Source organism: Arthrobacter sp. CC3 (assembly GCF_039907775.1).
GTDB lineage: Bacteria > Actinomycetota > Actinomycetes > Actinomycetales > Micrococcaceae > Arthrobacter.
On record NZ_JARCCY010000060.1, the window covers coordinates 1 to 22,688 of the forward strand.

The 22,688-nt window shown below is 65.0% G+C and carries 24 protein-coding genes and 2 pseudogenes; 20 read left to right on the forward strand and 6 right to left on the reverse strand.

Annotation, left to right across the window (positions count from 1 at the left end; genetic code table 11):
• The 14 genes and pseudogenes from PV761_RS22135 to PV761_RS22200 form a co-directional block, all read left to right on the forward strand.
• Positions 1 to 153: pseudogene (locus PV761_RS22135) on the forward strand (sugar ABC transporter ATP-binding protein); the annotation flags it as partial.
• A 31-nt stretch (positions 154 to 184) separates the two neighbouring features.
• Entirely contained in the window at positions 185 to 1,615 is a 1,431-nt protein-coding gene (locus tag PV761_RS22140) for an aldehyde dehydrogenase family protein (RefSeq protein WP_028272704.1), read from the forward strand.
• 24 nt (positions 1,616 to 1,639) lie between these two features.
• The gene (gene iolD, locus PV761_RS22145) at positions 1,640 to 3,589 is read left to right on the forward strand and encodes a 3D-(3,5/4)-trihydroxycyclohexane-1,2-dione acylhydrolase (decyclizing) (protein WP_028272705.1); all 1,950 of its coding nucleotides are present in this window, start codon (positions 1,640 to 1,642) and stop codon (positions 3,587 to 3,589) included.
• Positions 3,586 to 4,359: an aldolase/citrate lyase family protein gene (locus PV761_RS22150; protein ID WP_347899744.1), complete on the forward strand. Its 774-nt coding sequence runs from the start codon at positions 3,586 to 3,588 to the stop codon at positions 4,357 to 4,359. The genes iolD and PV761_RS22150 overlap by 4 nt, the downstream gene beginning before the upstream one ends.
• Positions 4,360 to 4,385: 26 nt before the next feature.
• Positions 4,386 to 5,597, forward strand: coding sequence for a Gfo/Idh/MocA family oxidoreductase (locus PV761_RS22155; protein ID WP_347899745.1), 1,212 nt, complete (start codon positions 4,386 to 4,388; stop codon positions 5,595 to 5,597).
• A gap of 41 nt (positions 5,598 to 5,638) precedes the next feature.
• A complete protein-coding gene (locus PV761_RS22160) occupies positions 5,639 to 6,625 on the forward strand; it encodes a LacI family DNA-binding transcriptional regulator (protein WP_347899746.1) in 987 nt (328 codons plus the stop codon).
• Positions 6,626 to 6,705: 80 nt separating this feature from the next.
• Positions 6,706 to 7,638, forward strand: a complete 933-nt coding sequence (locus PV761_RS22165) for a hydroxyacid dehydrogenase (protein WP_028272708.1) — start codon at positions 6,706 to 6,708, stop codon at positions 7,636 to 7,638.
• An 86-nt stretch (positions 7,639 to 7,724) separates the two neighbouring features.
• Positions 7,725 to 8,738: an inositol 2-dehydrogenase gene (gene iolG / locus PV761_RS22170; RefSeq protein WP_347899747.1), complete on the forward strand. Its 1,014-nt coding sequence runs from the start codon at positions 7,725 to 7,727 to the stop codon at positions 8,736 to 8,738.
• Positions 8,739 to 8,741: 3 nt separating this feature from the next.
• Complete coding sequence (locus tag PV761_RS22175) at positions 8,742 to 9,527, forward strand: SDR family oxidoreductase (RefSeq protein WP_028272710.1); 786 nt, start codon at positions 8,742 to 8,744, stop codon at positions 9,525 to 9,527.
• Positions 9,524 to 10,411 carry a sugar phosphate isomerase/epimerase gene (locus PV761_RS22180; protein WP_347899748.1) on the forward strand — a complete coding sequence of 296 codons (888 nt, stop codon included), beginning with the start codon at positions 9,524 to 9,526 and terminating at the stop codon, positions 10,409 to 10,411. The genes PV761_RS22175 and PV761_RS22180 overlap by 4 nt, the downstream gene beginning before the upstream one ends.
• Positions 10,408 to 11,433, forward strand: coding sequence for a Gfo/Idh/MocA family oxidoreductase (locus tag PV761_RS22185; RefSeq protein ID WP_347899749.1), 1,026 nt, complete (start codon positions 10,408 to 10,410; stop codon positions 11,431 to 11,433). The genes PV761_RS22180 and PV761_RS22185 overlap by 4 nt, the downstream gene beginning before the upstream one ends.
• Positions 11,434 to 11,435: 2 nt before the next feature.
• Positions 11,436 to 12,929 carry a CoA-acylating methylmalonate-semialdehyde dehydrogenase gene (locus tag PV761_RS22190; protein ID WP_347899750.1) on the forward strand — a complete coding sequence of 498 codons (1,494 nt, stop codon included), beginning with the start codon at positions 11,436 to 11,438 and terminating at the stop codon, positions 12,927 to 12,929.
• A gap of 138 nt (positions 12,930 to 13,067) precedes the next feature.
• Positions 13,068 to 13,370, forward strand: a complete 303-nt coding sequence (locus tag PV761_RS22195) for a hypothetical protein (protein WP_347899751.1) — start codon at positions 13,068 to 13,070, stop codon at positions 13,368 to 13,370.
• Positions 13,371 to 13,477: 107 nt separating this feature from the next.
• Positions 13,478 to 14,236, forward strand: a complete 759-nt coding sequence (locus PV761_RS22200) for a MerR family transcriptional regulator (RefSeq protein ID WP_347899752.1) — start codon at positions 13,478 to 13,480, stop codon at positions 14,234 to 14,236.
• A gap of 27 nt (positions 14,237 to 14,263) precedes the next feature.
• Here PV761_RS22200 and PV761_RS22205 read toward each other — a convergent pair whose 3' ends face one another.
• Positions 14,264 to 14,935: a DNA alkylation repair protein gene (locus PV761_RS22205; RefSeq protein WP_347899753.1), complete on the reverse strand. Its 672-nt coding sequence runs from the start codon at positions 14,933 to 14,935 to the stop codon at positions 14,264 to 14,266.
• 139 nt (positions 14,936 to 15,074) lie between these two features.
• On the opposite strand from PV761_RS22205, the gene PV761_RS22210 reads away from it, so the two are divergent.
• Positions 15,075 to 15,422, forward strand: coding sequence for a hypothetical protein (locus PV761_RS22210; protein ID WP_028272716.1), 348 nt, complete (start codon positions 15,075 to 15,077; stop codon positions 15,420 to 15,422).
• A gap of 79 nt (positions 15,423 to 15,501) precedes the next feature.
• Here the strand turns inward: PV761_RS22210 and PV761_RS22215 are convergent, their stop codons facing one another.
• Together PV761_RS22215 and PV761_RS22220 are read right to left on the reverse strand one after the other, a co-directional pair.
• Positions 15,502 to 16,194 carry a DUF998 domain-containing protein gene (locus PV761_RS22215; protein WP_347899754.1) on the reverse strand — a complete coding sequence of 231 codons (693 nt, stop codon included), beginning with the start codon at positions 16,192 to 16,194 and terminating at the stop codon, positions 15,502 to 15,504.
• 49 nt (positions 16,195 to 16,243) lie between these two features.
• Complete coding sequence (locus PV761_RS22220) at positions 16,244 to 16,990, reverse strand: MIP/aquaporin family protein (RefSeq protein ID WP_028272717.1); 747 nt, start codon at positions 16,988 to 16,990, stop codon at positions 16,244 to 16,246.
• Positions 16,991 to 17,036: 46 nt separating this feature from the next.
• Here PV761_RS22220 and PV761_RS22225 point away from each other — a divergent pair, with 46 nt between their 5' ends.
• The 3 genes from PV761_RS22225 (at position 17,037) to PV761_RS22235 (ending at position 19,800) form a co-directional block, all read left to right on the forward strand.
• Positions 17,037 to 17,711 carry a helix-turn-helix domain-containing protein gene (locus PV761_RS22225; protein ID WP_347899755.1) on the forward strand — a complete coding sequence of 225 codons (675 nt, stop codon included), beginning with the start codon at positions 17,037 to 17,039 and terminating at the stop codon, positions 17,709 to 17,711.
• Between the two features lie 56 nt (positions 17,712 to 17,767).
• Positions 17,768 to 18,181, forward strand: a complete 414-nt coding sequence (locus PV761_RS22230; RefSeq protein WP_028272719.1) for an arsenate reductase ArsC — start codon at positions 17,768 to 17,770, stop codon at positions 18,179 to 18,181.
• 125 nt (positions 18,182 to 18,306) lie between these two features.
• Positions 18,307 to 19,800, forward strand: coding sequence for a CYTH and CHAD domain-containing protein (locus PV761_RS22235; protein ID WP_347899756.1), 1,494 nt, complete (start codon positions 18,307 to 18,309; stop codon positions 19,798 to 19,800).
• On the opposite strand, the gene PV761_RS22240 is transcribed toward PV761_RS22235, so the two are convergent.
• Both PV761_RS22240 and PV761_RS22245 read right to left on the reverse strand, forming a co-directional pair.
• Positions 19,794 to 20,024 (reverse strand): hypothetical protein, encoded by a 231-nt coding sequence (locus PV761_RS22240; protein ID WP_051629093.1) that lies wholly within the window; start codon positions 20,022 to 20,024, stop codon positions 19,794 to 19,796. The genes PV761_RS22235 and PV761_RS22240 overlap by 7 nt on opposite strands.
• Positions 20,025 to 20,154: 130 nt before the next feature.
• Positions 20,155 to 20,421 (reverse strand): hypothetical protein, encoded by a 267-nt coding sequence (locus tag PV761_RS22245; RefSeq protein WP_028272720.1) that lies wholly within the window; start codon positions 20,419 to 20,421, stop codon positions 20,155 to 20,157.
• Positions 20,422 to 20,727: 306 nt separating this feature from the next.
• On the opposite strand from PV761_RS22245, the gene PV761_RS22250 reads away from it, so the two are divergent.
• Positions 20,728 to 21,357: a GNAT family protein gene (locus PV761_RS22250; protein WP_347899757.1), complete on the forward strand. Its 630-nt coding sequence runs from the start codon at positions 20,728 to 20,730 to the stop codon at positions 21,355 to 21,357.
• Positions 21,358 to 21,425: 68 nt separating this feature from the next.
• Here PV761_RS22250 and PV761_RS22255 read toward each other — a convergent pair whose 3' ends face one another.
• Positions 21,426 to 22,409 carry an AraC family transcriptional regulator gene (locus PV761_RS22255; protein WP_347899758.1) on the reverse strand — a complete coding sequence of 328 codons (984 nt, stop codon included), beginning with the start codon at positions 22,407 to 22,409 and terminating at the stop codon, positions 21,426 to 21,428.
• Positions 22,410 to 22,491: 82 nt separating this feature from the next.
• Here PV761_RS22255 and PV761_RS22260 point away from each other — a divergent pair.
• Positions 22,492 to 22,688, forward strand: a pseudogene (locus PV761_RS22260) (NmrA family transcriptional regulator); the annotation flags it as partial.

A 22,688-nucleotide genomic window follows, 5' to 3' on the forward strand; every position in this document is an offset into this window, starting at 1 on the left:
CTCACCGCCCAGATGGCCGGCGGCGCGGAACTGGCCGAACTCGCCCACGAACTCGAACAACTCGGCGGCCACAGCGACGTTGTGAAGGAAGTCCAGGCCGAAGTAGCCGACGTTGCTGACGCGGCGTACGAAAGCACCTCCAGGCGCCACTGAGCGCAAACGTTCACAACCAGATGGAGCAACCATGCACATGCTAATTGCCGGAACATGGCGCGGTGCTGCCGACGGCAGGACCGAGGAAGTCCGCTCACCTTTTGACGGCCGGGTCATCGATACGGTCCCCGTGGCTACAATCAACGACGCTCAGGCCGCCCTGGACCAAGCAGAGATCGGTGCGCATTTGCAGCGGTCCACTCCCGCACACGAGAGGGTGGACATCCTTCTCCGGGCAGCTGCCCTGGCCGACGAACGCGCCGAGGACATCGCCCAGACCATCAGCGCTGAAACCGGGAAGCCCATCACGGAGGCACGCGGTGAAGCCGGCAGGTCCGGGAACATCATCCGGCTTGCTGCCTACGAAGGGAGCCAGCTGTACGGCTCCACCCTTCCCCTGGATGCCAACGCCGGCACCGGGCTGGAGAAGATCGGCTTTACGCTCCGGCAGCCCGTGGGCATCGTCGTCGCCATCACGCCGTTCAACTACCCTGCCCTGCTGGTGCTGCACAAGATCGCCCCGGCGCTGGCTGCCGGCAATGCCGTGGTGCTCAAGCCGGCCCGCGCAACGCCTCTCACGGCCTTGAAGCTTGCCCAGTGTTTCGTCGACGCCGGTCTCCCGCCCGAAGCGCTGTCCGTCCTCACCGGTCCCGGCAGCACCCTCGGCGACGTCCTGGTCACGGATCCACGGGTACGGAAAGTCTCCTTCACCGGTTCCACCGCCACAGGAACCCGCATCAGCTCGATCGCCGGCGTGAAGAAGCTGTCCTTGGAACTGGGAGCCTCATGCCCCGTCATCATCCTCCCGGACGCGGACATTGAACTTGCCGCCACTGCCGTGGCGGCAGGCGGTTTCATCAACGCCGGCCAGGTCTGCATCTCCGTGCAGCGCGTCATCGTCGACCGCCGCGTCGAAGCTGACTTCCTGGATGCTCTGGTCCCGAAGGTCGAGGCGATCACCGTCGGCAATCCTAAAGAAGACGACACTCGGCTCGGATCGCTGATCTCCGAGGAGGAAGCCTCGCGCGTGCACGCATCGATTGCGGAGGCCCGCCATTCAGGTGCCCGGGTCCTCACCGGCGGTGACCGTGACGGCGCGGTGGTGACTCCCGCCGTCGTTGCCGGAGTCGACCCGGGGTCGAACCTGAGCCGGAACGAACTCTTCGGCCCGGCGGTCGCCGTTACCTCCGCACAGGACATCGAATCCGCCATCGCCTTGGCCAATGACAACGACTACGGTCTCGGCGCCGGGATCTTCACCAGCGATATCGCCGGAACTGTCCGGGCCATGCGGCAGATCGATGCTGGAAACATTCACATCAACTGGACGCCCCTGTGGCGTGCCGACCTCATGCCCTACGGAGGACTCAAGGGCAGCGGCATCGGCAAGGAAGGCGTCCGCTCCGCCGTGCAGGAAATGACCGAAGAGAAAACGGTCATTCTCCACGGACGCCCCTGGTAACCCCACCGACTTCTGGATAAGGCAATGACCACTAACTCGCAGACCATCCGACTGACCACCGCCCAGGCGGTCGTCAAATACCTGTCCGTCCAACACTCCATTACCGATGGTGTCCGCCGCCGCCTCGTGCCCGCAGCCTTGGGAATCTTCGGGCACGGCAACGTGGCCGGCCTGGGCCAGGCCTTTGACGAATTCGCCGATGACATGCCGTTCATCCAGGGCCGCCACGAACAGTACATGGCACACATTTCGACGGCGTACGCGAAGGCGAGCCGGCGGCAAGCCGTTCTGGCCGTGACAGCTTCGATCGGGCCCGGTGCCCTGAACCTGGTCACCGCGGCCGGACTGGCAACCGTCAACAGGCTTCCACTCCTGCTGCTGCCGGGTGATACTTACGCCACCCGCCACCAGGGTCCGGTCCTGCAGCAGCTCGAGCACCCCACCGAAGCGGACGCCACCGTCAACGACGCCTTCCGCCCGGTCTCCCGTTTCTTTGACCGCATCACCCGTCCGGAGCAGCTCCTGACCGCGCTACCCCAAGCGATGCGCGTCCTGACCAGCCCCACCGACACGGGCGCCGTCGTCCTTTCCCTGCCCCAGGACGTGCAGTCCCACGCCTACGATTTCCCCGCTGAATTCTTTGCGCCCCGGGACTGGAAGATCCGGCGTCCGCTGCCCGACCCGGCGGAAATCGCGGAAGTGGCCGAACTCATCCGGGTGGCTGAGCGTCCGGTGATCATCGCCGGCGGCGGCATCCATTACTCGGACGCACACGCTGCACTGGAGGCGCTGGCAGGACACATCGGAATTCCGGTCGTGGAGACTTTCGGAGGCAAGGGCGCCGTGACCAAGGACGAATGGTGGCAGGTGGGCGGCGTGGGCCTGGAGGGCAACTTCGCCTCCAACACCCTCGTCAAGCAGGCCGACCTGGTCCTGAGCGTCGGGACCCGGCTCACGGACTTCGCCACCGGTTCGCAGTCGATCTTCGAGAACGCGGACGTCCGCTTCGCATCCTTGAACATTGTGGACGCCGATACCCGCAAGCAAGGCGCCACCGGCATCCTCGCCGACGCCAGGCTCGGCCTGGAATCGCTGACCCAGGCACTGGAGGGCCACAGCACCACGGAAGCCTGGCAGGAAACGGTTCACACCGAAAAGGCCAAGTGGGCACCCATCCGGTCCACATGGCTCGACGCCGACACCCCCTTCCGTCCGGAGGACCACCCGGACGCGCCGGTTACCGGCGCGGTCCTGACCCAGCCGCAGCTGATCGGAATCATGCAGGAGCATGCACGCTCCGGCGACACAGTCATCGCCGCCGCGGGAGGGCCTCCGGGTGACCTGCAGAAGGTATGGGACGCCACGGGCAACCGCAACTGCCACCTGGAATTCGGGTTCTCCTGCATGGGCTACGAAATCGCCGCCGGCATGGGCGTCCGGCTTGCCGAGGGCAACAACGAGAACCGCGTGGTGACCTTCATCGGCGACGGCACCTTCCTGATGGCGCCCACCGAAATCCTCACCGCAGCCCAGGAAGGCCTGAACGTCACGGTCATCGTCTCCGAAAACCATGGATACCAGGTCATCCACCGGCTGCAGATGAACCGCACCGGAAAGGAATTCGGCAACGAATTCCGCTACCGCACCACCGGTGGCAGCGTAGCCGCAGAGGACGCCCCGAAGGCCCGGCTCGACGGGGACTACCTCAAAGTCGACCTCCGCCAGATCGCCGAGGGCCTGGGCGCCCTGGCCATCCGCGCCACCACCGCAGCGGAGGTGCGCGAGGCGCTGAGCTCCACCCGCGACACCCAGGGACCGGTGGTCATTGTGGTGCCAACAGTTCCCCACGTCGACCTGCCCGGCGGCGACGTCTGGTGGGACGTAGCCCCGGCAGAGGTATCCGACCAGGAATGGGTCAACACCCTCCGTGCCGACTACGAGCAGGCACGCGGCCGCCAGCGGTGGTTCGGATGAGCAACGGACCACTGAACGCAGGGCACCTGCGCCGGCGCCTCGCCGAGGGTGAAGTTACCGTCGGAACCTTCGTGGGAATGTCATCGGCCACCGCCGCCGAAGTGTGCGCAGCTGCCGGTGCGGACTGGGTGCTGATCGACCTTGAACACGGCTCCGGCGGCGAAGACGCGGTCAGGGACGGCGTTGTTGCGGCCGGAAGCTACGGCGTCCCCACCATCGTGCGGGTTGAATCCGGCGACCGCATCCGGATCGGGCGTGTCCTTGACCAGGGCGCGGCCGGGATTATGGTTCCACGGCTGGCCACCGTCGGCCAGGCCGCGGAATCGGTGCGGCATATGCTGTATCCGCCCCGCGGGGACCGCGGCGTGGCCACCTACAACCGGGCCTGCCGCTGGGGCATGGACCGCCGGACGCTCACCACACCGGACCAGGAAACCCTCGGCATCATCCAGATCGAAACGCTAGAGGCGCTGGACTCCGTCGAAGACATCGCCGCCCAGGAGGGAGTCGACGTCGTCTTCGTCGGACCCCTGGACCTCTCCTACGCACTCGGTGTCCCGCTGCAGCTGGACAGCAACGTCTTCCAGGAAGCCCTGCAGCGCGTCGTCTCCGCGGCTCAACTGCACAACAAGGCGGCGGGGATCCTGGCGGTGGACGGTTCGGGAGCCGCCAAGTACGTCCGCCAGGGCTTCCGGTTCGTCGCCATCGGCTCCGACTCAACCATCATGGCGGCGGCGTTCCGTGACGCCTTCGACACCGCCCGCAACTGACCAACACCTCAACGAAAGGCAACAACGTGACCCTAGAATCTCGCACCATCGGCGTCGGCCTCATCAGCGTCGGATGGATGGGCAAGCTCCACTCGCGCGCCTACCAGGCCGTACCGTACGTCTACCCCGAGCTCGGCCTCAAGACAAAGCTCGTCATCGCCGCCGACACTGAGCCCAGCCGGGTCGAATTCGCCCGCGATGTCCTCGGGTACGCCGAGGGCACCGCCAACTACCACGATGTTCTCAACCACCCCGACGTGGACGTCGTCTCCATCTGCGCGCCCAACTTCCTCCATGCCGAGATCGGCATCGCGGCCGCCCAGGCAGGAAAGCACTTCTGGATCGAAAAGCCGGTCGGACGCGGCTACCAGGAAACAGCCGCCGTACAGGAAGCTGCCGTGGAAGCAGGCGTACTGACCACGATCGGCTACAACTACCGGCACGCCCCCGCGGTGGAACACGCACGGGAACTCATCGCCGCCGGACGCCTCGGGCGGGTGACCAACGTCCGGGCGGTGTTCTTCTCCGGATACGCCTCCGAGCCCAACGGTGCCCTGTCCTGGCGCTTCGACCGGAAACTCGCCGGCACCGGCGTGTTGGCCGACCTGTTCAGCCACGCCACCGACCTGTGCCAATATGTAGTCGGACCCATCGCCGAGGTCACTGCGCTCACTAGCACGGTCTACACGCAGCGGCCAAAGCTCGCCATGGGTTCCGCAACGCACTTCGCAGTAATCGAAAACGGTGAAATGGGAGAGGTCGAAAATGAGGACTACGCAGCAGCGCTGGTCCGCTTCGGCCCGTCCGCCCGCGGTGCAGGAGCCGTCGGCACCATCGAGTCGTCCCGCGTCGCCGTCGGCCCCGAATGCGGCTACCAGATCGAAGTCTACGGAACCGAAGGTTCCCTCAAATGGGACTTTGAGCGCATGAACGAGCTCAAGGTGTGCCTGGGGCGCAGCAACCAGGAACAGGGCTACACCACAGTCAACGCCAGCCCGCGCTACGGCGACTACGCCCACTTCCAGCCCGGCCCCGGCAACAGCATGGGCTTTGACGACCTCAAGGTCATCGAAGCGAAAAAGTTCCTTGTGGCCGTCGCGGGTGGGGCCCAGGAAAACTCCAATATCCACGACGCCGCGTCCGCGGCCGCAATCGTCAGCGCGGCCGAAGCATCCTCCATCTCCGGTCAATGGCAGAAGATCGAGGAAATCCACGGCACCACGGCAGCGCGGGTGTAGCGATGGCGACTGCATCCGCTCGGCGGCCAACGATCAAGGACGTGGCCGAACGCGCCGGCGTATCCAAATCCTTGGTCTCACTCGTCCTGCGCGACTCACCACGCGTCAGTGACGAACGCCGCCAACGGGTGCTCAAGGTTGTCGAAGAGATGGGCTTTGAGCTGAACCTCGCAGCCCGGTCGCTGGCAACAAGGGACAGCGGAACCATCGGCGTGCTGGTCAGCGACATGCACAACCCCTGGGCTTTCGACGTAGCCGACGCAGCCCGGACCGTGCTGGAAGAAGCCGGACACACCGTCCTCTTCAGTGCGGTCACGGCGGCCGGCAGGGGAGTGGACCAGTCCATCCTCCAGGCGTTTCGGGACCTGCGTGTCGCTGGCCTGCTCGTGGTCGGAACGGTGCCGGACAAGGCACCGTTCAACCGGGCGGTTTCCGGGGGCGCGGTGGTCTTTGCCGGCGGCGGCCCGGACTACATCGACACCGCAGATGTGGTCCGCAGCGACGACGCCCTCGGCATGACTCTGGTGGTTGAGCACCTGATCGCCCAGGGACACGAGAACATCGTGCACCTTGGCGGGCTGGGCGGCTCCGTGGGCCGGGCACGCGTGGACGGTTACTCCGCCGCCATGGAAGAACACGGGCTTGCCCGCCACATCCACGTCGTCGACGCCGACTTCTTCCAGGAGTCCGGATACGTCGCCGCCCAAAGGGCCCTCAGCTCGTCCCGTTCCAGGCACCAGCGCCCCACAGCGCTGGCCTGCATCAACGACCTCGCCGCTTTCGGTGCCATGACGGCTGCCGATGAACGGGGCGTCGAAGTTGCCATCACCGGATACGACAACATCGCGTTGGGTGCCATGCCCCGCCTCGGGTTGACCACCGTCGACCCGGACAGCTCCGGCATCGGCGTCGCCGGCGCGAAAACGCTCCTTCAGCGCATACAGGACCATGACTTTGGCGGCGGCTTCGTCCACCAGCCGATCGTCCCCCACTTGGTCATACGCAAGTCCAGCCTCCTCGGCATCTAAACCACTTCACACCCATTTCGTCACCCCGCGGGCCTCCCATGCCCTGGCGGGCGTGCACCTTCACATCTTCAAGGATGACGATGGCTTCCATAACCACACCCCAAATAGTTGTAGCTCTCGGCAACGTAGAAGCCGGACTGGTCGAACCGTTACTGGCTCCGCACCAACAAATGATCCACAACCCCACGGAGGAGGACCTGGCGCGTGCAGATGCCGCCATCGTCCGTGCCGCCTACCACGTGGACCGCGCGCTCCTGGACCGCATGCCCGCCCTGAAGGTCATCGCCCGGACCGGGGTCGGCACCGACCTCGTCGATGTCGCGGAGGCAACCCGCCGCGGCATCCCCGTAGTCATCACGCCCGGAAGCAACACAGCGTCCGTCGCGGAAGGTGTCTTCTCCCACCTCCTGGCCCTTGTAAAGAAGCTGTCGGCGCTAACGTCGCTTGTCCGAAGCGGCCGCTGGGAGGAAAGGTCCACCGTGGCCGTCGGCGATTTGGAGGGCTTCACCCTGGGCATCATCGGATACGGCCGCATCGGGCGGCGCGTCGCCCGAATCGCCGAGGCCTTTGACCTCAACGTCCTCGCCTTTGATCCGTTCGCCGACGTCCCGGCCGGAATCCGCTGCGAATCGGTGGAGGAATTGCTGGGCCGGAGCGATTTCGTCACCCTGCACGTGCCGTTGACCCCGGAAAACCAGAACATCATCAATGCCGAACGACTCGCTTTGATGCCCGCAGGGGCCATCCTTATCAACTGCAGCAGGGGCGGGCTCGTCGACCTGGACGCAGCCCATGACGCACTTCTCTCAGGGCAGCTGGCCGGCATCGGCTTGGACGTCTACGATCCTGAACCCCCGGCCCACCACCCCGTCTTTGATCACGAGAACGTGGTCCTGACGCCCCATCTCATGGGTTTTACCCGGCAGGGCATGGTTCACACAGTCCGCGACGCTGCCCGGGGCGCCGTGGACGTCCTGGCGGGCAGGCCCCCGGCAGCGGTGGCCCGGCCATGACGGCGCCGCCTCCCTCACCATCAATCAGCCGCAACCAGCCGCAGGCGAATCATCTGCCCGCGGAAAATACGAAAGGACCAGCACGCATGTCCGCTAACCGACCACTCAAGGTTGCACTCTTCGGATCCGGCCGAATCGGCCACGTCCACGCCAGGAACATTGCAGACCACCCTGACCTGGAACTGGCCTGGATCGCCGATCCGTTCATCAAGGGCGCCCAGGACCTGGCCGCCGCCACCGGGGCGCAGGCGGTCGAAACAGCTGATGAGGTTTTCGCGAACCCTGACCTGGATGCCATCATCATCGGGTCACCGACGAGCACCCATGTTGACCTGATCTCCCGGGCCGCGGCCGCCGGCGTGGCGGCCCTCTGCGAAAAGCCCATCGATCTCGACATCAACCGTGTCCGTGAGTGCCGGGACCAGATCCGCGGCACGAGCAGCCCGCTGATGCTCGGCTTCAATCGCCGCTTCGACCCGAATTTCGCGTCTCTCCGCTCACGGGTTGAGGCCGGCGAAATCGGCCGCCTGGAACAGCTGACCATCATCAGCCGGGACCCGGCCCCCGCGCCCAAGGCGTACATCGAGACCTCCGGCGGAATCTTCCGTGACCAGAGCATCCACGACCTGGACATGGCCCGTTTCTTCGTTCCGGACATCATCGAAGTCTCCGCCACCGGTTCCAACCTGTTCTGCGACTACATCGAAGAGGCCGGTGACTTCGACTCGGTGGTCATCAACCTGCGGGGACGCGGCGGTGAGCAGATCACGATCATCAATTCCCGCCACAGCGCCTACGGCCATGACCAGCGGCTGGAAGCTTTCGGCAGCGAGGGACTCCTGACGGCCGGCAACATGGCCCCCACCACCGTGCGCAAGTACAGCGCCGCGGGCACCGAAGAGTCAGACGCCTACCTGCCGTTCTTCCTGGAACGCTACGGCCAGGCCTACCGCAATGAGCTTGACAGTTTTGTCCGGGCAATCCGCGGAGGAACCAGCTGCAGCCCCGGTTTCGACGACGGCGTTCTGGCCCTGGTACTGGCCAACGCCGCAGAGGAGTCTGCCAGGTCCGGCCGCGTGGTCACCATCGGGAAGGAGTAGCGAATGAACAGCCCCCTCCTCGCGGACAAGGTGGTCCTTGTCAGCGGCGGCACCCAGGGCCTCGGGGCCGGCATTGCCCGCCGGGCGGCAGCCGAAGGCGCGGCCGGAGTGGCCGTGACCGGCCGGAACGCCGGTTCCGGTGAACAACTGGCCGCCGAGCTTGAGCAGTCGGGCGTCACAGCCCGCTTCATCAAGACCGACCTGGCCGACGTCGAGCAGGCACGCCACTCGGTGCTGGAAACCATCAGCACCTTCGGACGCCTCGACTGCGTCGTCAACGCGGCCGGCCTCACCACCCGCGGAACCATGCTCGATACAACCCCGGAACTCTTTGATGCGCACATCGCCATCAACCTGAAGTCGCCGTTCTTCATCATGGCGGAAACGATCAAGCACCTCCGGGAGCGCGGAGCTTCCGGCAGCATCCTGAACATCATCTCCATCGCCGAACTCGGCGGCCAGCCCTACCTGGCGCCCTACGTGGCGGCGAAAGCCGGCCTGGCAGGCGCCACCCGGAACGCCGCCCACGCGCACCGCTGGGACAAGATCAGGATCAACGGCCTGGACATTGGATGGACGGCCACCGACGGCGAGGAGGAGACCCAGCGGAAATTCCACGGCGCAGGCGACGACTGGCTGGAAAAGGCCAACGCCTCGGTGCCGATGGGCAAGCTCGGACAAGTGGACGAGATCGCCGAATTTGCAGTTTTTCTCCTCTCCAGCAGGAGCGGAGTGGTCACGGGCTCGGTCATTGACTGGGATCAGAACGTACTTGGAGGATCAGATTGAGCATCATCACCAGCCGCCTCGCCGCCGCCCCCATCTCCTGGGGTGTGTGCGAAGTCCCCGGGTGGGGGCACCAACTGGAGGCAGACCGGGTCCTGTCCGAAATGACCGCCCTTGGCATCACCGCGACGGAATTCGGCCCGGCAGGTTTCCTGCCGGAGGAAGCAGCCGCTCGCGCCGAGGTCCTTCGGCGGCACAACCTGCAGGCCATCGGAGGATTCTTCCCGATCATCCTGCACGACGCCGCCAAGGACCCGCTGAAGGCGGTGTCGGCCGAACTGGATGCCTACCAGGCAGCAGGAGCCAGCATCATGGTTTTGGCCGCGGAGACCGGCGTCGCCGGCTATGACCAGCGCCACGAGCTCGACGCCGATGGCTGGCACCTGTTCGGACGGAACCTTGACACCATCGTCAAGGCCGCCGCCGATCAGGGCATCCAGGCAGTAGTGCACCCCCACGTGGGCACCATGATCGAAACGACGTCGGACGTCAACCGCGTCCTGAACGACACGGGGGCGAACCTGTGCCTTGACACCGGACACCTCCTCATTGGCGGGACGGACCCCGGGCAGCTCGTCCGGGACTATGCCTCACGCATCGGACACACCCACCTCAAAGACGTACGCAAGGCCGTCGCCGAGCGGGTGCAGAAGGGTGAAATCTCCTACACGGACGGCGTCAAGACCGGGATGTACGTCCCGCTTGGGCAGGGAGACGCCCGGATCTCCGACATCGTCCTGCACCTCCTCGAGGCTGGGTATGGGGGGTGGTTCACGATGGAACAGGACACCATCCTGGAGGCGGCACCCGAGGGCGAAGGGCCCGTCCGGGATGTCCGGCAGTCCGTGGCGTTCCTCCGGACGTTGGAAGCCGGGCTCACCACATGAGCGCGGTGCGATGGGGCGTTCTCACCACTGCCCGGATAGCCCAGGACCGGTTCCTACCGGCAATGCAGAAGGCCCGAAACGCGACCGTCGCAGCGATCAGCAGCCCGAACGGCCGCGCCGGCGAGGTCGCTGCCCGGTTTGGCATCCCGGCCGTGTACGCATCACACGAAGACCTGCTGTCTGATCCGGCAATCGAGGCCGTCTACCTTCCCTTTCCGAACGGTTTGCACGCTGAATGGATCATTGCAGCAGCCGAGGCGGGCAAGGACATCCTGTGTGAGAAGCCACTGGTTTGCAGCCTTGAAGATTACGCCCGCGTCGTCGAGGCCTGCAGCCACAACGAGGTGAACCTGATGGAAGCGTTCATGTACCGTTTCCATCCGCAGCACCAGAAAGTCCGGGAGTTTATCGATGCGGGCCGAATCGGTGACGTTGTCTCGATGCACGCGCGTTTCCACTTTGTGATGAACCGCGCCCCGGGAGAGGTGCGCCTTCAGGCGGGTCTTGAAGGCGGTGCCGTCAATGATGTGGGCTGCTATGCCATCGACATCATGAACATGGTCATGGGGCGGGCGCCGGTGAGCGTTTACGCCAAAGGAACCAGCCCGGCGGATCCTGTTGAGACCACCGTCGCCGCGATCCTGGACTACGACGGCGTCATTGGAACCTTGGACTGCGGCTTCGAAGGACCCCGCACCAACACGTTCCAGGTCATCGGCACCAAGGGGCAGATCACGCTCGACCAGGCGTTCGACCCGATGCCCGGAGACCCTGCACGGGTGACGGTTTCGCTTCGGGACGGCAGCAGCGAGGTCTTCGATATCAACGAAGACCAGTTCAAAATCGAAATCGAACGGTTCAGCACGTGGGCGCGCAGCTCCGGGCACGAGGTCATTCACCGGGAACTGACCGAACAAAATCTGGCCGTCCGGCTCGCCATCCATGAATCCCTTGCCGCAGGACTCCCACGGAACGTCGAACCGGTACATGCCGTGGAACACCACTTACTTCAGGAGCAATAGCAATGACCGTCATCAACCACTTCATCAGCGGATCCGAAGCCGCCGGAACCGGTACGGACACCAAACCCGTCTTCAACCCCGCCACCGGCGCCGTCACCGCAGAACTGCGGCTGGCCAGCCGGGCGGATCTTGACGGCACCGTCGCGGCGGCAAAAGCCGCCGCCGTCAGCTGGGGCGACATTTCCCTGGCCAAGCGCACCGCGGTGCTGTTCAAGTTCCGCGAACTCGTCGCCGCCCACGTGGAGGAGCTTGCCCAGCTCATCACGGCCGAGCACGGCAAGGTCCTTTCCGATGCCAAGGGCGAGATCGGCCGCGGCCTGGAGGTCATCGAATTCGCGTGCGGTATCCCGCAGCTGCTTAAGGGAGAGTACTCGGACCAGGTCTCCACCGGCATTGATGTGTTCTCCTTCCGTGAGCCCATTGGCGTCGTCGCCGGCATCACCCCGTTCAACTTCCCGGTCATGGTGCCGCTGTGGATGGCTCCGATGGCCATCGCCACCGGCAACGCCTTCATCCTCAAGCCCTCCCACCGGGTCCCTTCTGCGGCCATGCTGTTGGCCGAGCTCTTCAAACAGGCGGGACTGCCCGACGGCGTATTCCAGGTCCTGCACGGTGACCGCGAAGTGGTCTCAGGCCTCCTGACGCACCCGGACGTAGATGGCATCTCCTTTGTGGGTTCCACCCCGGTGGCCAAGCACATCAATGAGGTAGCAACCGCGCACGGTAAGCGGGTCCAGGCTTTGGGCGGCGCGAAGAACCACGCGATCGTCCTTCCCGACGCCGATCTCGACAACGCCGCGGACCACCTGGCTGCCGCGGCGTTCGGTTCCGCCGGTCAACGCTGCATGGCCATTTCCGTTGCCGTTGCCGTCGGCGATGCCGCCGATTTGCTGGTGAAGAAGGTCGAAGAACGCGCCGTGGCTGTGAGGGTCAGGAACGGCACGGAACCGGACGCCGATATGGGACCGGTCATCAGCTCAGAGTCCAAAAACTTCATCATCAAGACCATCACCGAAGCGGAGGCCGCCGGTGCCGCCATGGTGGTGGACGGCCGCGACCTGGTGGTCCGCGGCCACGAGGAAGGCTTCTGGGTCGGGCCCACCGTGATCGACCACGTCAAGACCGAAATGACCGCCTACACCGAGGAAATCTTCGGCCCCGTCCTCGTCGTGGTCCGGGTGGAGGACCTCGAGGAGGGCATCAGGCTCATCAATGCCAACCCCTACGGCAACGGCACGGCCATCTTCACCTCCTCCGGCGCAGCGGCCCGGAAGTTCCAGCGTTCGGTTGATGTCGGCATGATCGGCATCAACGTGCCGCTGCCTGTGCCGGTGGCCTACTACTCCTTCGGGGGCTGGAAGGCCTCGCTCTTCGGTGACAAACACATCTACGGCCCGGAAGGCGTGTCCTTTTACACGCGGGGCAAGGTCGTCACCTCCCGCTGGCCCGAAGCGAGCCACGCCTCCGGGGCGTCGTACAACTTCCCCTCCAACTGAACGGATCCCGGCTGCGCTGACATGGCCAGCGCAGCCGGTCCCGTGACGGAAGGGACCCCGGGCATTCCGCCCCTATCTTGTCGCACCTGCCGCACCGACGATTGACGGAGAAGGACATGCGCGAAGGGAGGCACCGCGATGCAGTGGGATCTGGGACTCCAGGGCCTGGGGTTACTCGTGGCACTGTCCCTTGGGTTTGGCCTCATCACCGCGCTGGCCGTCGGCAGGGGAGCGGCACGCCGGCTGTGGTCCATGGCGATCGCAGCCGTCGCTTGCTTCGGCGTCGGGCTGATCACCAGCGAGATGTGGTTCGGCTGGGCCACCCAGGAGGAACTCCAGCCGAACATCGACGGGCTTTCTTTCGACGAGGTGCTCCTGTCCGGAGCAGTTACGACCGTGCTTGTGGTCCTGGCCGCGAGACTCTTCCCGCGCAGGGCTTGAGCCGCTCCCGGCACGTTCTTTCCCGCGTCTCCCCGCGCCCTTGACCTTGCCGCTGCGTCAACCTTTAGAGTCGGATCATTGGACGGATCCACGGAGGGGAGGCGCGCATGGACTGGTCGATCCAGGAGATCGCCAGGATCGCCGGCACCACAAGCAGGACGCTGCGGCACTATGACGAGATCGGCCTGCTCAAGCCGAGCCGGATTGCCCATAACGGGTACCGGCACTACGACCAGGAAGCTCTCCTTCACCTTCAGCGGATCCTGTTGCTGCGGGAGTTGGGCCTTGGGCTGCCGGTGATCGCCGACGTGCTCAGCAACGAGTCGGACGCCGCTACGGCCCTGCGTGGGCACCTGAGATGGCTTCGGCACGAACAGGAACGGCTGAGCCGGCAGATTCTGTCCGTCCAGAACACTATCGAGGCAGTAAACGAAGGTAGGGAACTCATGGCAGAGAACATGTTCGACGGCTTTGACCACACTCAGTACAAGGAGGAGGTGGAGGACCGTTGGGGCAAGGATGCCTACGCCAGCAGCAATACCTGGTGGCAAGGAATGGACGGTGCGGAAAAGGCGGCGTGGAAGCAGCGCTCGCAACAACTCGGAAGCGACTGGATCGCAGCGGCCGGCAAGGGCGTCGCCCCGGACAGCGACGAGGCGCAGGGGCTTGCACGGCGGCAGGTGGAATGGCTCCGTGGTATCCCCGGGACCCCGGCGTCAGCGCCGGGCGGTGACCTGAAAGGCTACGTGCTTGGCCTCGGCGAAATGTACGTTGCCGATCCTCGGTTCAGCGCGAATTATGGCGGCGAGTCCGGGGCCGGGTTCGTGCGGGAGGCCCTTCGCGTGTATGCGGAAGCGAACCTGTAAGCGCACACCAGTTCTCCGAACGCGCTCCTAGTTATCGTGTTGCCGGCGTACCATCTCTGTAATCCAGGCGGGCGCGAACGGAGACGTGCAGTTCGGCGGAGTCGGGTAGTCCTTGAGCACTTCCAGGCGTTCACCGATGCCGATGGCACGAGCGCGAAGTTCAGCATGCTCGATCCCGATTTGGGCCAGGCAGTGGTTCATCGCCCACTGCAGGCGATCCGGGGCTTCTTTCATCTCCGCTTCAATGACATCGAGCAGCCCTGCGAGGTCCAGGCCCTCGGGCTTCTTCGCCACGCGTTCGGTGGTCAGCGCCCAGCCGGCGCTCGCGACCACTGGATCCGGATCGGCGGACCAGGCGAGGCGCAGATCCTCGGCGTGAGCGCTCTTCTTCACGACGTAGTTCACAAGCCAGTCGTGAACCTTGGGAGTGCGGGCCGCCCGCAGCATGACGTCCAGCTCGTCACGGTCAAACGCCTTCGGGCGGCAGATCAGGATCGCCAGCAGCCTCGCCGCGGTGTTCTCCGTCCGCCAGAGCTCGCGTGCGAGTTCCTGCTGCGTCTTCAGCCGCTTCGCGAGCCCGCGCAGTTTGCTGAGATTCACGCCGTGATCGTCACCGTGTTTCTCGTTCACCTCGCGGGCCCTCGGGTCCTCGAGCGCGTCCAGCTCCGCCATTACTTCGGCCACCGTCGTCTCTGCCAAGTCAGCCTCCTGTCCGTCGCGTGTGGATTCAGCCTACTTGGAAGCAGCGTCAATTGAGGCTGGTGAATAGTCTCGGAACGGAGTGAATAATTCGAGCTCCGGTTGCGTTCCACAGGTTACTGACAGGAAGAAGGACGTAATGCCCACCCCCAAACATGCCGAACTCGCTGACGCCCGTGACCGTGCCCTTGAAGTGCGGGCGCTCTATGAAATTCTTGAGCGGCGCCTGAACGGAAAGGTCTGGTCGGACCACGAGCTCATGCTGGGGTTCTCGAACGACGTCGGGTACATCGGCAGGCTCCTTCTCGCTCACGAAGGCACCTGGGGCATTGACGGTGACCCCGCCGCGGAGCTTGAACATAAGCTTTCGGAATCGCTCTGGTGGATCTTCGTTCTCGCTGATCGTCTCGGCATCGACATGACCGGTGCCTTCAACAAGACGATGGACACGATCCAGGCCGGCCTTGAAGGCGCCGTGGAGGGCTGAATGCCGGTTGGCCTGGGCGCACAGCTGCCTGTGCAGTACGCCTAGGGCGGCGCCATACGCCTAGGGCGGCGCGATACGCCTAGGGCGGCGACCGGCGGGCAGGCGCCGTGGTCCGGTAGTGGCTGCGCAGTCGGTATGCCACCGTGAAGATCCACGCCATCAGCGCAATGAGCAGGACGCGCTGCACCAGGCCTTTCCACTCGAACAGTCCGCTCTCGACCTGCTGGCTGATCTTGAGCACCACAATCCCGACCGTAAGGACGACGCCGGTAGCCATTGTCCATCCCGACAGTGGGCGCCAGAACGGATCATGGCGAAAGCGCCGGTAGAAAACGAAGCAACTGATCGGCGCGAACGTGAAGACAATGGCGCCGAAGACTCCGTGCACGACCCCTTGGATGCTGGATTGGCCGAACATCGCCAAGGGGTCGGTGGTGAACGGTCCCGAAGCTATCAGGCTGACGCCGATGCCCTGTATCAGCGCGGGGCCGGTTCGGGACGCGGTGCCCGTGCTGAAGTGCGCAGAGAGGCCGACGCCGAACACCAGGATCAAGGCGCCGGTCAGGACGAAATTGAGGATCTGAACCCAGCCGTAGGGGCCAAGCGAGAGCTCGCTGACGAACATCCGCGTCGGGGAGTATCCAGGGTACAACCACCCGTAGACGGTGAAGACGGACACGAAAAGGAATGCACCGATCATTCCGGCCGCGGCGGACCGTCTGATGCGCCGTTCTGCGTCCGCCGTCGGACCCGGAGCCGTCCTGAAGATCACAAGGGAAGCCTAGTACGCCAGGAACCTGGCCGTACTTGGGAGCGGCCCTTTACGAGCCGGCTCGCGCGGATGCGTGCGGCAGGACGACGTCGTCCGCGGTGTTGGCCGCGGAGGGGTAGAAGACAACGAGGAGGCCAAGGCCGATTGCCGCGCCGATAAGCTGCGCCACGATGAAGCCGGGAACGGATGCCGGTGCGATACCGGCGAACGTGTCACTGAAGATGCGCCCGACTGTCACGGCCGGGTTGGCAAACGACGTCGACGACGTGAACCAGTACGCGGCGCCGATGTAGGCGCCCACCGCCGGTGCGGCAAGTGCGCCCCTTTTAGTCGCCGCCAGGGCGAAGATCAGCAGGATCAGCCCGGCGGTCGCCACGACTTCACCCAGCAAGTGCCCCGGGGTAGCCCGCTCCTTGGCGGACAAAGACGTGCCCACCTCAAACATTGCGTTCGCGAGCACACTGCCGCTGACCGCACCCACAGTCTGTGCCACGACATAGGTGCCGAGCTCCGGCAGGGTCAAACCGGTGCCGCCGCGCCGGCCCAGGACCCAGTCGGCGAGGGAGACGGCAGGATTGAAATGCGCACCGCTTACGGGCCCAAGCACCAGGATCAGCACGGTCAGGCCCAGCACAGTGGCGGTGCTGTTCTGGAGCAGCTGCAGGCCAACGTCGCCGGGGGAGAGTTGCTGTGCGGCGATCCCGGAGCCGACGACGATCGTCACGAGCAGGCCGGTGCCGAGTAGTTCGGCCACGGCGCGGCGCCAGAGCTGCGGCTGGTTGGAAGTCTTGGTCATACCCAACAGCTTGACCGAAAGATTTAACTCAGTCAAAATTGAATCAATGAGTATTGAGGGAAAAAGCCCGTTTCAGGCGAGGGTAACCAAGTATGCGGCCCTGGCCGATCCGGCGCGCCTGCGCATCGTCGATCTTCTGACCCTGGGGGACTTTGCTCCGATGGAACTGCAGGCCGAACTGGGGATTCCCTCGAATCTGCTGTCCCATCATCTGCGCACACTGGAAGTGGCCGGGCTGACCACCCGCCACCGGTCCGAAGCTGACCGGCGACGCAGCTACGTTCGGCTTGCGGCCGGCGCCCTGGAGGGCCTGGTGCCAGCGGCTGAACATGGAGCACGCCGGGTTCTTTTCGTCTGCACACGCAACAGCGCCCGGTCACAGCTGGCCGCCGCGCTCTGGCAGCATGTCAGCGAAATCCCCTCGGCATCGGCAGGAACACACCCTGCGGACCGCATAGCCGAAGGCGCCATCGAGGTCGCCCGTCGTCATGGCTTGGATCTCGCAGACCACACCCCGCGCAGCCTGGACCTGGTGGCGGGGGAGGGAGATTTCGTCGTCACGGTCTGCGACAACGCCCATGAGGAACTGACCGGCCTTCACGGTGTCCACTGGTCAGTGAGGGATCCGCTTCGCCCGGGCACCGACGAGGCGTTCGAAAATGCCTTCGCGGACTTAGCCCGCCGCGTCAACGATCTGGCACCTCGCGTGCGTGCCGCCTGATTACTACGAAAAATCATCAATCCATGGCTGAACGAAACTACTTCAGGAGAAACCCCGTGAGCACCGAAACCGCCAAGAAGCCCTCCGTCCTCTTTGTCTGCGTCCACAACGCCGGGCGCTCCCAGATGGCCGCCGCATTCCTCACCACCCTGGCCAAGGGTGATATCGAGGTCCGCTCCGCCGGGTCCCAGCCCGCTGACAAGGTTAACCCTGCCGCCGTCGAAGCAATGGCGGAACTCGGCATCGACATGTCTGCCGAAATCCCCAAGATCCTCACTACCGAGGCCGTGAAGGAATCCGATGTGGTGATCACCATGGGCTGCGGCGACGAATGCCCGTACTTCCCCGGCAAGCGCTATGAAGACTGGGTCCTCGAAGATCCTGCGGGCCAGGGCGTGGACGCCGTCCGCCCTATCCGCGACGAGATTAAGACCCGCATCGAGGGCCTGATCGCCTCGCTCCTCACATAACCGCCTGCTCCTCCTGTAAGCAGGGATCGCTTCCCCGGATTCGGCTCACAAGGGGGCCTTTAGGCACAACGCCAGGGCACAATCCCGGCCTACGATGAAGCATGCCCGCGACAGGGAAATTGGAAGTGGAACGAAAGTTCGACGTCGGAGCCTCCGTTGCGCTGCCGGCATTGACGACGATCGCCGGAGTGGACCGCGTAGGAACGCCATCGGATCAGAATCTCGACGCAGTGTATTTCGACACCGCGACGCTAGCGCTTGCGGCCCGCGGGATTACCTTGCGCCGTCGTACGGGCGGGAAGGATGCCGGATGGCATCTGAAGCTGCCGGTGGCCGCGGGCGAACGGCGCGAAATCAACGAGCCGCTGAACAAGGACCCGGACTGCGTACCGGCACGGTTGAAGGACCTGGTGCTGGCCCATACCCGAAACCAGGAACTGGTTGCGGTGGCGCACCTGACAACCCGCCGTACGGCTATTCCCCTGATTGCAGCCGACGGAACCGTCCTGGCCGAATTCAGCGATGACCGGGTGGAATCCCGGATCCTCCTGGAACCGGTTGACAAGGCCGCCTGGCGGGAATGGGAGATCGAACTGATCGACGGGCACCGGAAACTACTGGAGGCCGCAGATGTGGTGCTCGCCCGCGCCGGCCACCTGCCTGCGGAGCTGCCCTCGAAGCTGGCACGGGCGCTTGGTGCCCGATATCCGGCTGGCACCGGCCCGGCGCCCGAGCCTCCGCGCACTGGCGACGCGTCAGCGGTGTTGCTTTGGTACATGAATGCACAGGTCGAGGCCCTGAAGACGCACGACCCCGGGGTGCGGGAGGGGGCGCCGGACGCCGTACACCAGCTCCGCGTGGCAGCACGCCGGATGCGGTCCGTGCTCGCAAGCTTCCGCAAGCTGACGGATAAGGGGACCACGCAGTTTCTGCGTGGAGAACTCAAATGGCTGGCCGGGGCGGTGGGCGCGGCACGGGATCTGGAGGTCATGCGGACCCATTTGAACGACCTGATCAGCGCCGAACGGCCGGATCTGATCAGTGGCCCGGTGAAGCAACACATCGACGACCAGCTTGGGGCCGCCCATGAGGCTGCCCTCGCCGAAGGCCTCGCCGCCATGACGGGCGACCGGTACTTTCGGCTTCTTGATGCCCTGGATGACTTCCTCGCCTATCCGCCGCTGGGCGGACCTGCCGACAAGCAGGCCCCGGGGACGATAGCCCGGCTGGTCAATGCAGATAGGAAGCGTCTACGGCGTGCTGTGAAAGGCCTCAAAGAAATACCGGATGACGCGTCACCCGACGCTGCGCTGCATGAGGTCCGGAAGAGCGCGAAACGCCTCCGCTACGCAGCCGAAGCAGCCCTGCCAATTTTCAGAAAACGGGCTTCCAGGCTCGCCCGTACCGCTGAAGAAATCCAGACAATTCTGGGTGACCATCAGGACAGTGTCGTCATCCGGGAGAAGTTGCAGTCACTGGCCGCCGAGTCCGGGGAGGGCGGCAACGCAAACGCATTCACATATGGCCGTCTCCACGCGCTGGAACAACTACGCGGCGCCGAAGCCCGCAAACGGTTCTTCCGGGTATGGCGTAAATCCCCGCCCAAGCCGCTTCACTGAAACGGACCCGGTTGAGACGGCTCGGGGGCGAATTCTCGATGAAGCCGCGCCCTGGCCTCATGCTCGATGAGGGTAGGGATGAAGCTCCTGATTCGCCCGCCCGCCAGCGACTCGTACTCTTCGTCGACGATACGCGCGATGTGCGTCCGCTCCGCTTCCGGAAAGCGCGCTGACAGACGGTCCACGACCGAACGGACTATGGCTTCTTTTTCCGCTTCGCTCACTCCGCCAGTGTCGCCCCGGAGCGGAACGGGCGTCAACCAATCCCGCGGAGATGACGGGGCACGCCGGTGAGTTCCGGTTGCCCGGTGGATCATTTGCGGCGCGGTGCCGGGGCGGCGCTCAAAAAGGCAGTCAGGCGTCTGCCCCGGCGGCGCCTTCCAGCGTGGACGGGGCAAAGATGGCTGCGGCGACGTCGTCGCGGAGGTAGTACTGACGTCGTTCCAGCGGCTCCAGGCTGCCGCGGACAATATAGTAGCCGCGGCCTTCGCCGGGTCCGCCGGCGGCACGGTCAATGGCATCCAGCATGTCCGGTTCCAGCACTTGGCTCGGGCCACGCTCCTGGAGTTCCGCCAGTTCGTCAGGCCGGAGGGAGTTGATAAGCCCCTGAATATCTGTCATTGTCCGCATCCCAGCCGGCACCGCTGGACCATAGTGTGGTTCCCCCGCGGGCGTGTCCGGGGGTGCCTTGACCGGTTGCGTCCACCCCGATTGTAGGACCCCGCGATCGGCCCTGCCAGACCTTGTTTTCGTGGAACAGACGAGCTATGCGTTCCGCCCGGCCGGCAATGTGGGCCTCTGTTATGCGGGGGTGAACGGCCGCAAAGCGGGTCCCCGGACTTGCTCACCGAAAGATCGCCCTGCGTTCATTCGGCGTTCGTCCTCGTCCCGGATGCTGTCCGGACGATCCCTCATGGAAAGGTCACAATGACGCTTCGCCTGCCCCGCGCCCTGCCGACTTTACGCACCGTCACAGGCCGCTTTGTGCTGTCACCGTTCGGCGCCGGCGACATCCAGGCGCTGGCCCATATCCTCGCTAATGACGATATCTGGGCCACGGGGTTCGGCGATGGGCACCGCCGTCCACTAACGCACGACGAGACGGTCCGCTTCATCAGCCGGCGCCATGAAGGGCTCCGGATCTTTGCGGTGCACTACACTGGCCTGCCCGGCGGTCCGCTCCTCATCGGCACCACCGGCGTTACGGAAACCCATGCCCCGACGGAGCGCGTAAAGATCGGCAGGACCATCATCAGCCCGGCGTTCTGGGGCATGAAAGCCAACCTTGAGGTCAAGCTGGCGCTGCTCGACTGGGTGTTTTCCCACGGCGCAGGGCGCGTCGAATGCGATGTGGATCCTCGAAACCACAGGTCCATTTCGTCCCTCCGACGGTTCGGGTTCACTGTCGAAGGCACCCGCAGGCGTTCCTCGCAGCGGATTGACGGATCCTGGCGGGACATCGTCGTGCTGTCGTTGCTTACGGAGGAGTGGTCCGCGACCAGGGCCAGGGCGGTCCGTGCCCTGGCAGAATTGCACGTTGCGCCGCTGACGCTCTGATCATCCGGTGCGTCTGCGGACTGAACTGCCGCCAGATGCACAGCGCCCGTAGAAACACCGCGAAAAGCCTAGGTCTTAGCTTCGTTTGTCAGCGTGCCGCTCGCCTGCATTTTGGGCGCGTGGGGTGATCGCCGGTAGCCCGTCGGACTGGTGCCGTAGACCCTGGAGAAGGCGGCGCTGAAGGTGAAGGCGTTGCTATAGCCCACCTCTTCTGCGATGACGGCGGTGGTGGCAGTGCTGGAGGCCAGCCTGTCGGCGGCAAGGGCCAGACGCCATTGAGTGAGGTACGCCATCGGCGGCTGCCCGACTGCGGTGTGGAAGCGGGCGGCCATGGTGGCGCGGGAAACGTGTGCCCGCCGGGCGAGCTCGGCAACGGTCCAAGGTGCCGACGGTAGCTCGTGGAGGAGAGCCAGCGCGCGGGCAACAACTGGGTCGCGGGTGCCCGCTGCCCAGCCTGGGGCTATGCCGTCGGCGCGATCTGCAGCGACGCGCACCAGGTGCAGCAGTAAGAGGTCAAGGACCCGGTCCAAGGCGGCCGCCTGCCCTAACCCGAAGTGGGTGAGTTCGCGTTCGAGTACCTTGCGGAGTGCCGGATCGGTGTCGTGTTCATCGAAGACAGCAAAGACGGGCAGGCCTGAGGCGACCAGTTGCCCGGCCGCTGCCGACGACTGGTACGTGCCGATCAACAGGACGGTTTGCCCGCTGGGGCTGTTACCCCAGGTTCGTAGCCCGTGCGACATCGTGAGCTCCAGATGCTCTCCTGCGGGCGTCCGGCAGGATTGTCCGGCGTCAATCACCACCGTCGGCGCCCGGCCGGGCTTGTCGGTGACGCTGTAAGGGGCCGGGCCGCGGACAGTGGCCGCCTGCCCGGGGCGAAGGGGGCAGGGTTCGCCTCCTTCGACGGCGATCCATGCCTGTCCTCTGATCGCGATGATCACGGTCAACGCGGCCCTGTCTTGAACGTCGATGCAAAAGGGCGGATCCATAACAACGCGGAGGGCGAACGCGGCCTGCGCCCGCGGCCCGGTGAGGAACTGTGACATGGGATCCATACCTGACACAATAGACGATTGCTTATGCTTTATGGATCATGGAGCATTCATCGTCCAGGCAGGGCCGGGCAGGCTGACTGGTATGACTCAACAAAGCCTCGCTCCCATTCTTGTCACCGGCGGAACCGGCCGTACCGGCGGCCGGCAGGCCCGCCGTCTCCTTGACCGCCGTATACCGGGGATAGGCGGTTCCCGCCGCGAGGGGGCTCCCTTTTATTGGCACGATTCCGGCACCTGGCCTCGGGCACTCGACGGCGCTAGTGCCGCCTACCTCTGCTA

Coding starts and splice junctions, on each gene's coding strand:
- PV761_RS22150 (WP_347899744.1), top strand. CDS start 3,586: ATGAGCAACGGACCACTGAACGCAGGGCACCTGCGCCGGCGCCTCGCC.
- PV761_RS22220 (WP_028272717.1), bottom strand. CDS start 16,990: ATGACCAAGACTTCCAACCAGCCGCAGCTCTGGCGCCGCGCCGTGGCC.
- PV761_RS22250 (WP_347899757.1), top strand. CDS start 20,728: ATGACGCTTCGCCTGCCCCGCGCCCTGCCGACTTTACGCACCGTCACA.
- PV761_RS22140 (WP_028272704.1), top strand. CDS start 185: ATGCACATGCTAATTGCCGGAACATGGCGCGGTGCTGCCGACGGCAGG.
- PV761_RS22255 (WP_347899758.1), bottom strand. CDS start 22,409: ATGGATCCCATGTCACAGTTCCTCACCGGGCCGCGGGCGCAGGCCGCG.
- PV761_RS22225 (WP_347899755.1), top strand. CDS start 17,037: ATGAGTATTGAGGGAAAAAGCCCGTTTCAGGCGAGGGTAACCAAGTAT.
- PV761_RS22175 (WP_028272710.1), top strand. CDS start 8,742: ATGAACAGCCCCCTCCTCGCGGACAAGGTGGTCCTTGTCAGCGGCGGC.
- iolD (WP_028272705.1), top strand. CDS start 1,640: ATGACCACTAACTCGCAGACCATCCGACTGACCACCGCCCAGGCGGTC.
- PV761_RS22195 (WP_347899751.1), top strand. CDS start 13,068: ATGCAGTGGGATCTGGGACTCCAGGGCCTGGGGTTACTCGTGGCACTG.
- PV761_RS22200 (WP_347899752.1), top strand. CDS start 13,478: ATGGACTGGTCGATCCAGGAGATCGCCAGGATCGCCGGCACCACAAGC.
- PV761_RS22210 (WP_028272716.1), top strand. CDS start 15,075: ATGCCCACCCCCAAACATGCCGAACTCGCTGACGCCCGTGACCGTGCC.
- iolG (WP_347899747.1), top strand. CDS start 7,725: ATGTCCGCTAACCGACCACTCAAGGTTGCACTCTTCGGATCCGGCCGA.
- PV761_RS22245 (WP_028272720.1), bottom strand. CDS start 20,421: ATGACAGATATTCAGGGGCTTATCAACTCCCTCCGGCCTGACGAACTG.
- PV761_RS22165 (WP_028272708.1), top strand. CDS start 6,706: ATGGCTTCCATAACCACACCCCAAATAGTTGTAGCTCTCGGCAACGTA.
- PV761_RS22190 (WP_347899750.1), top strand. CDS start 11,436: ATGACCGTCATCAACCACTTCATCAGCGGATCCGAAGCCGCCGGAACC.
- PV761_RS22185 (WP_347899749.1), top strand. CDS start 10,408: ATGAGCGCGGTGCGATGGGGCGTTCTCACCACTGCCCGGATAGCCCAG.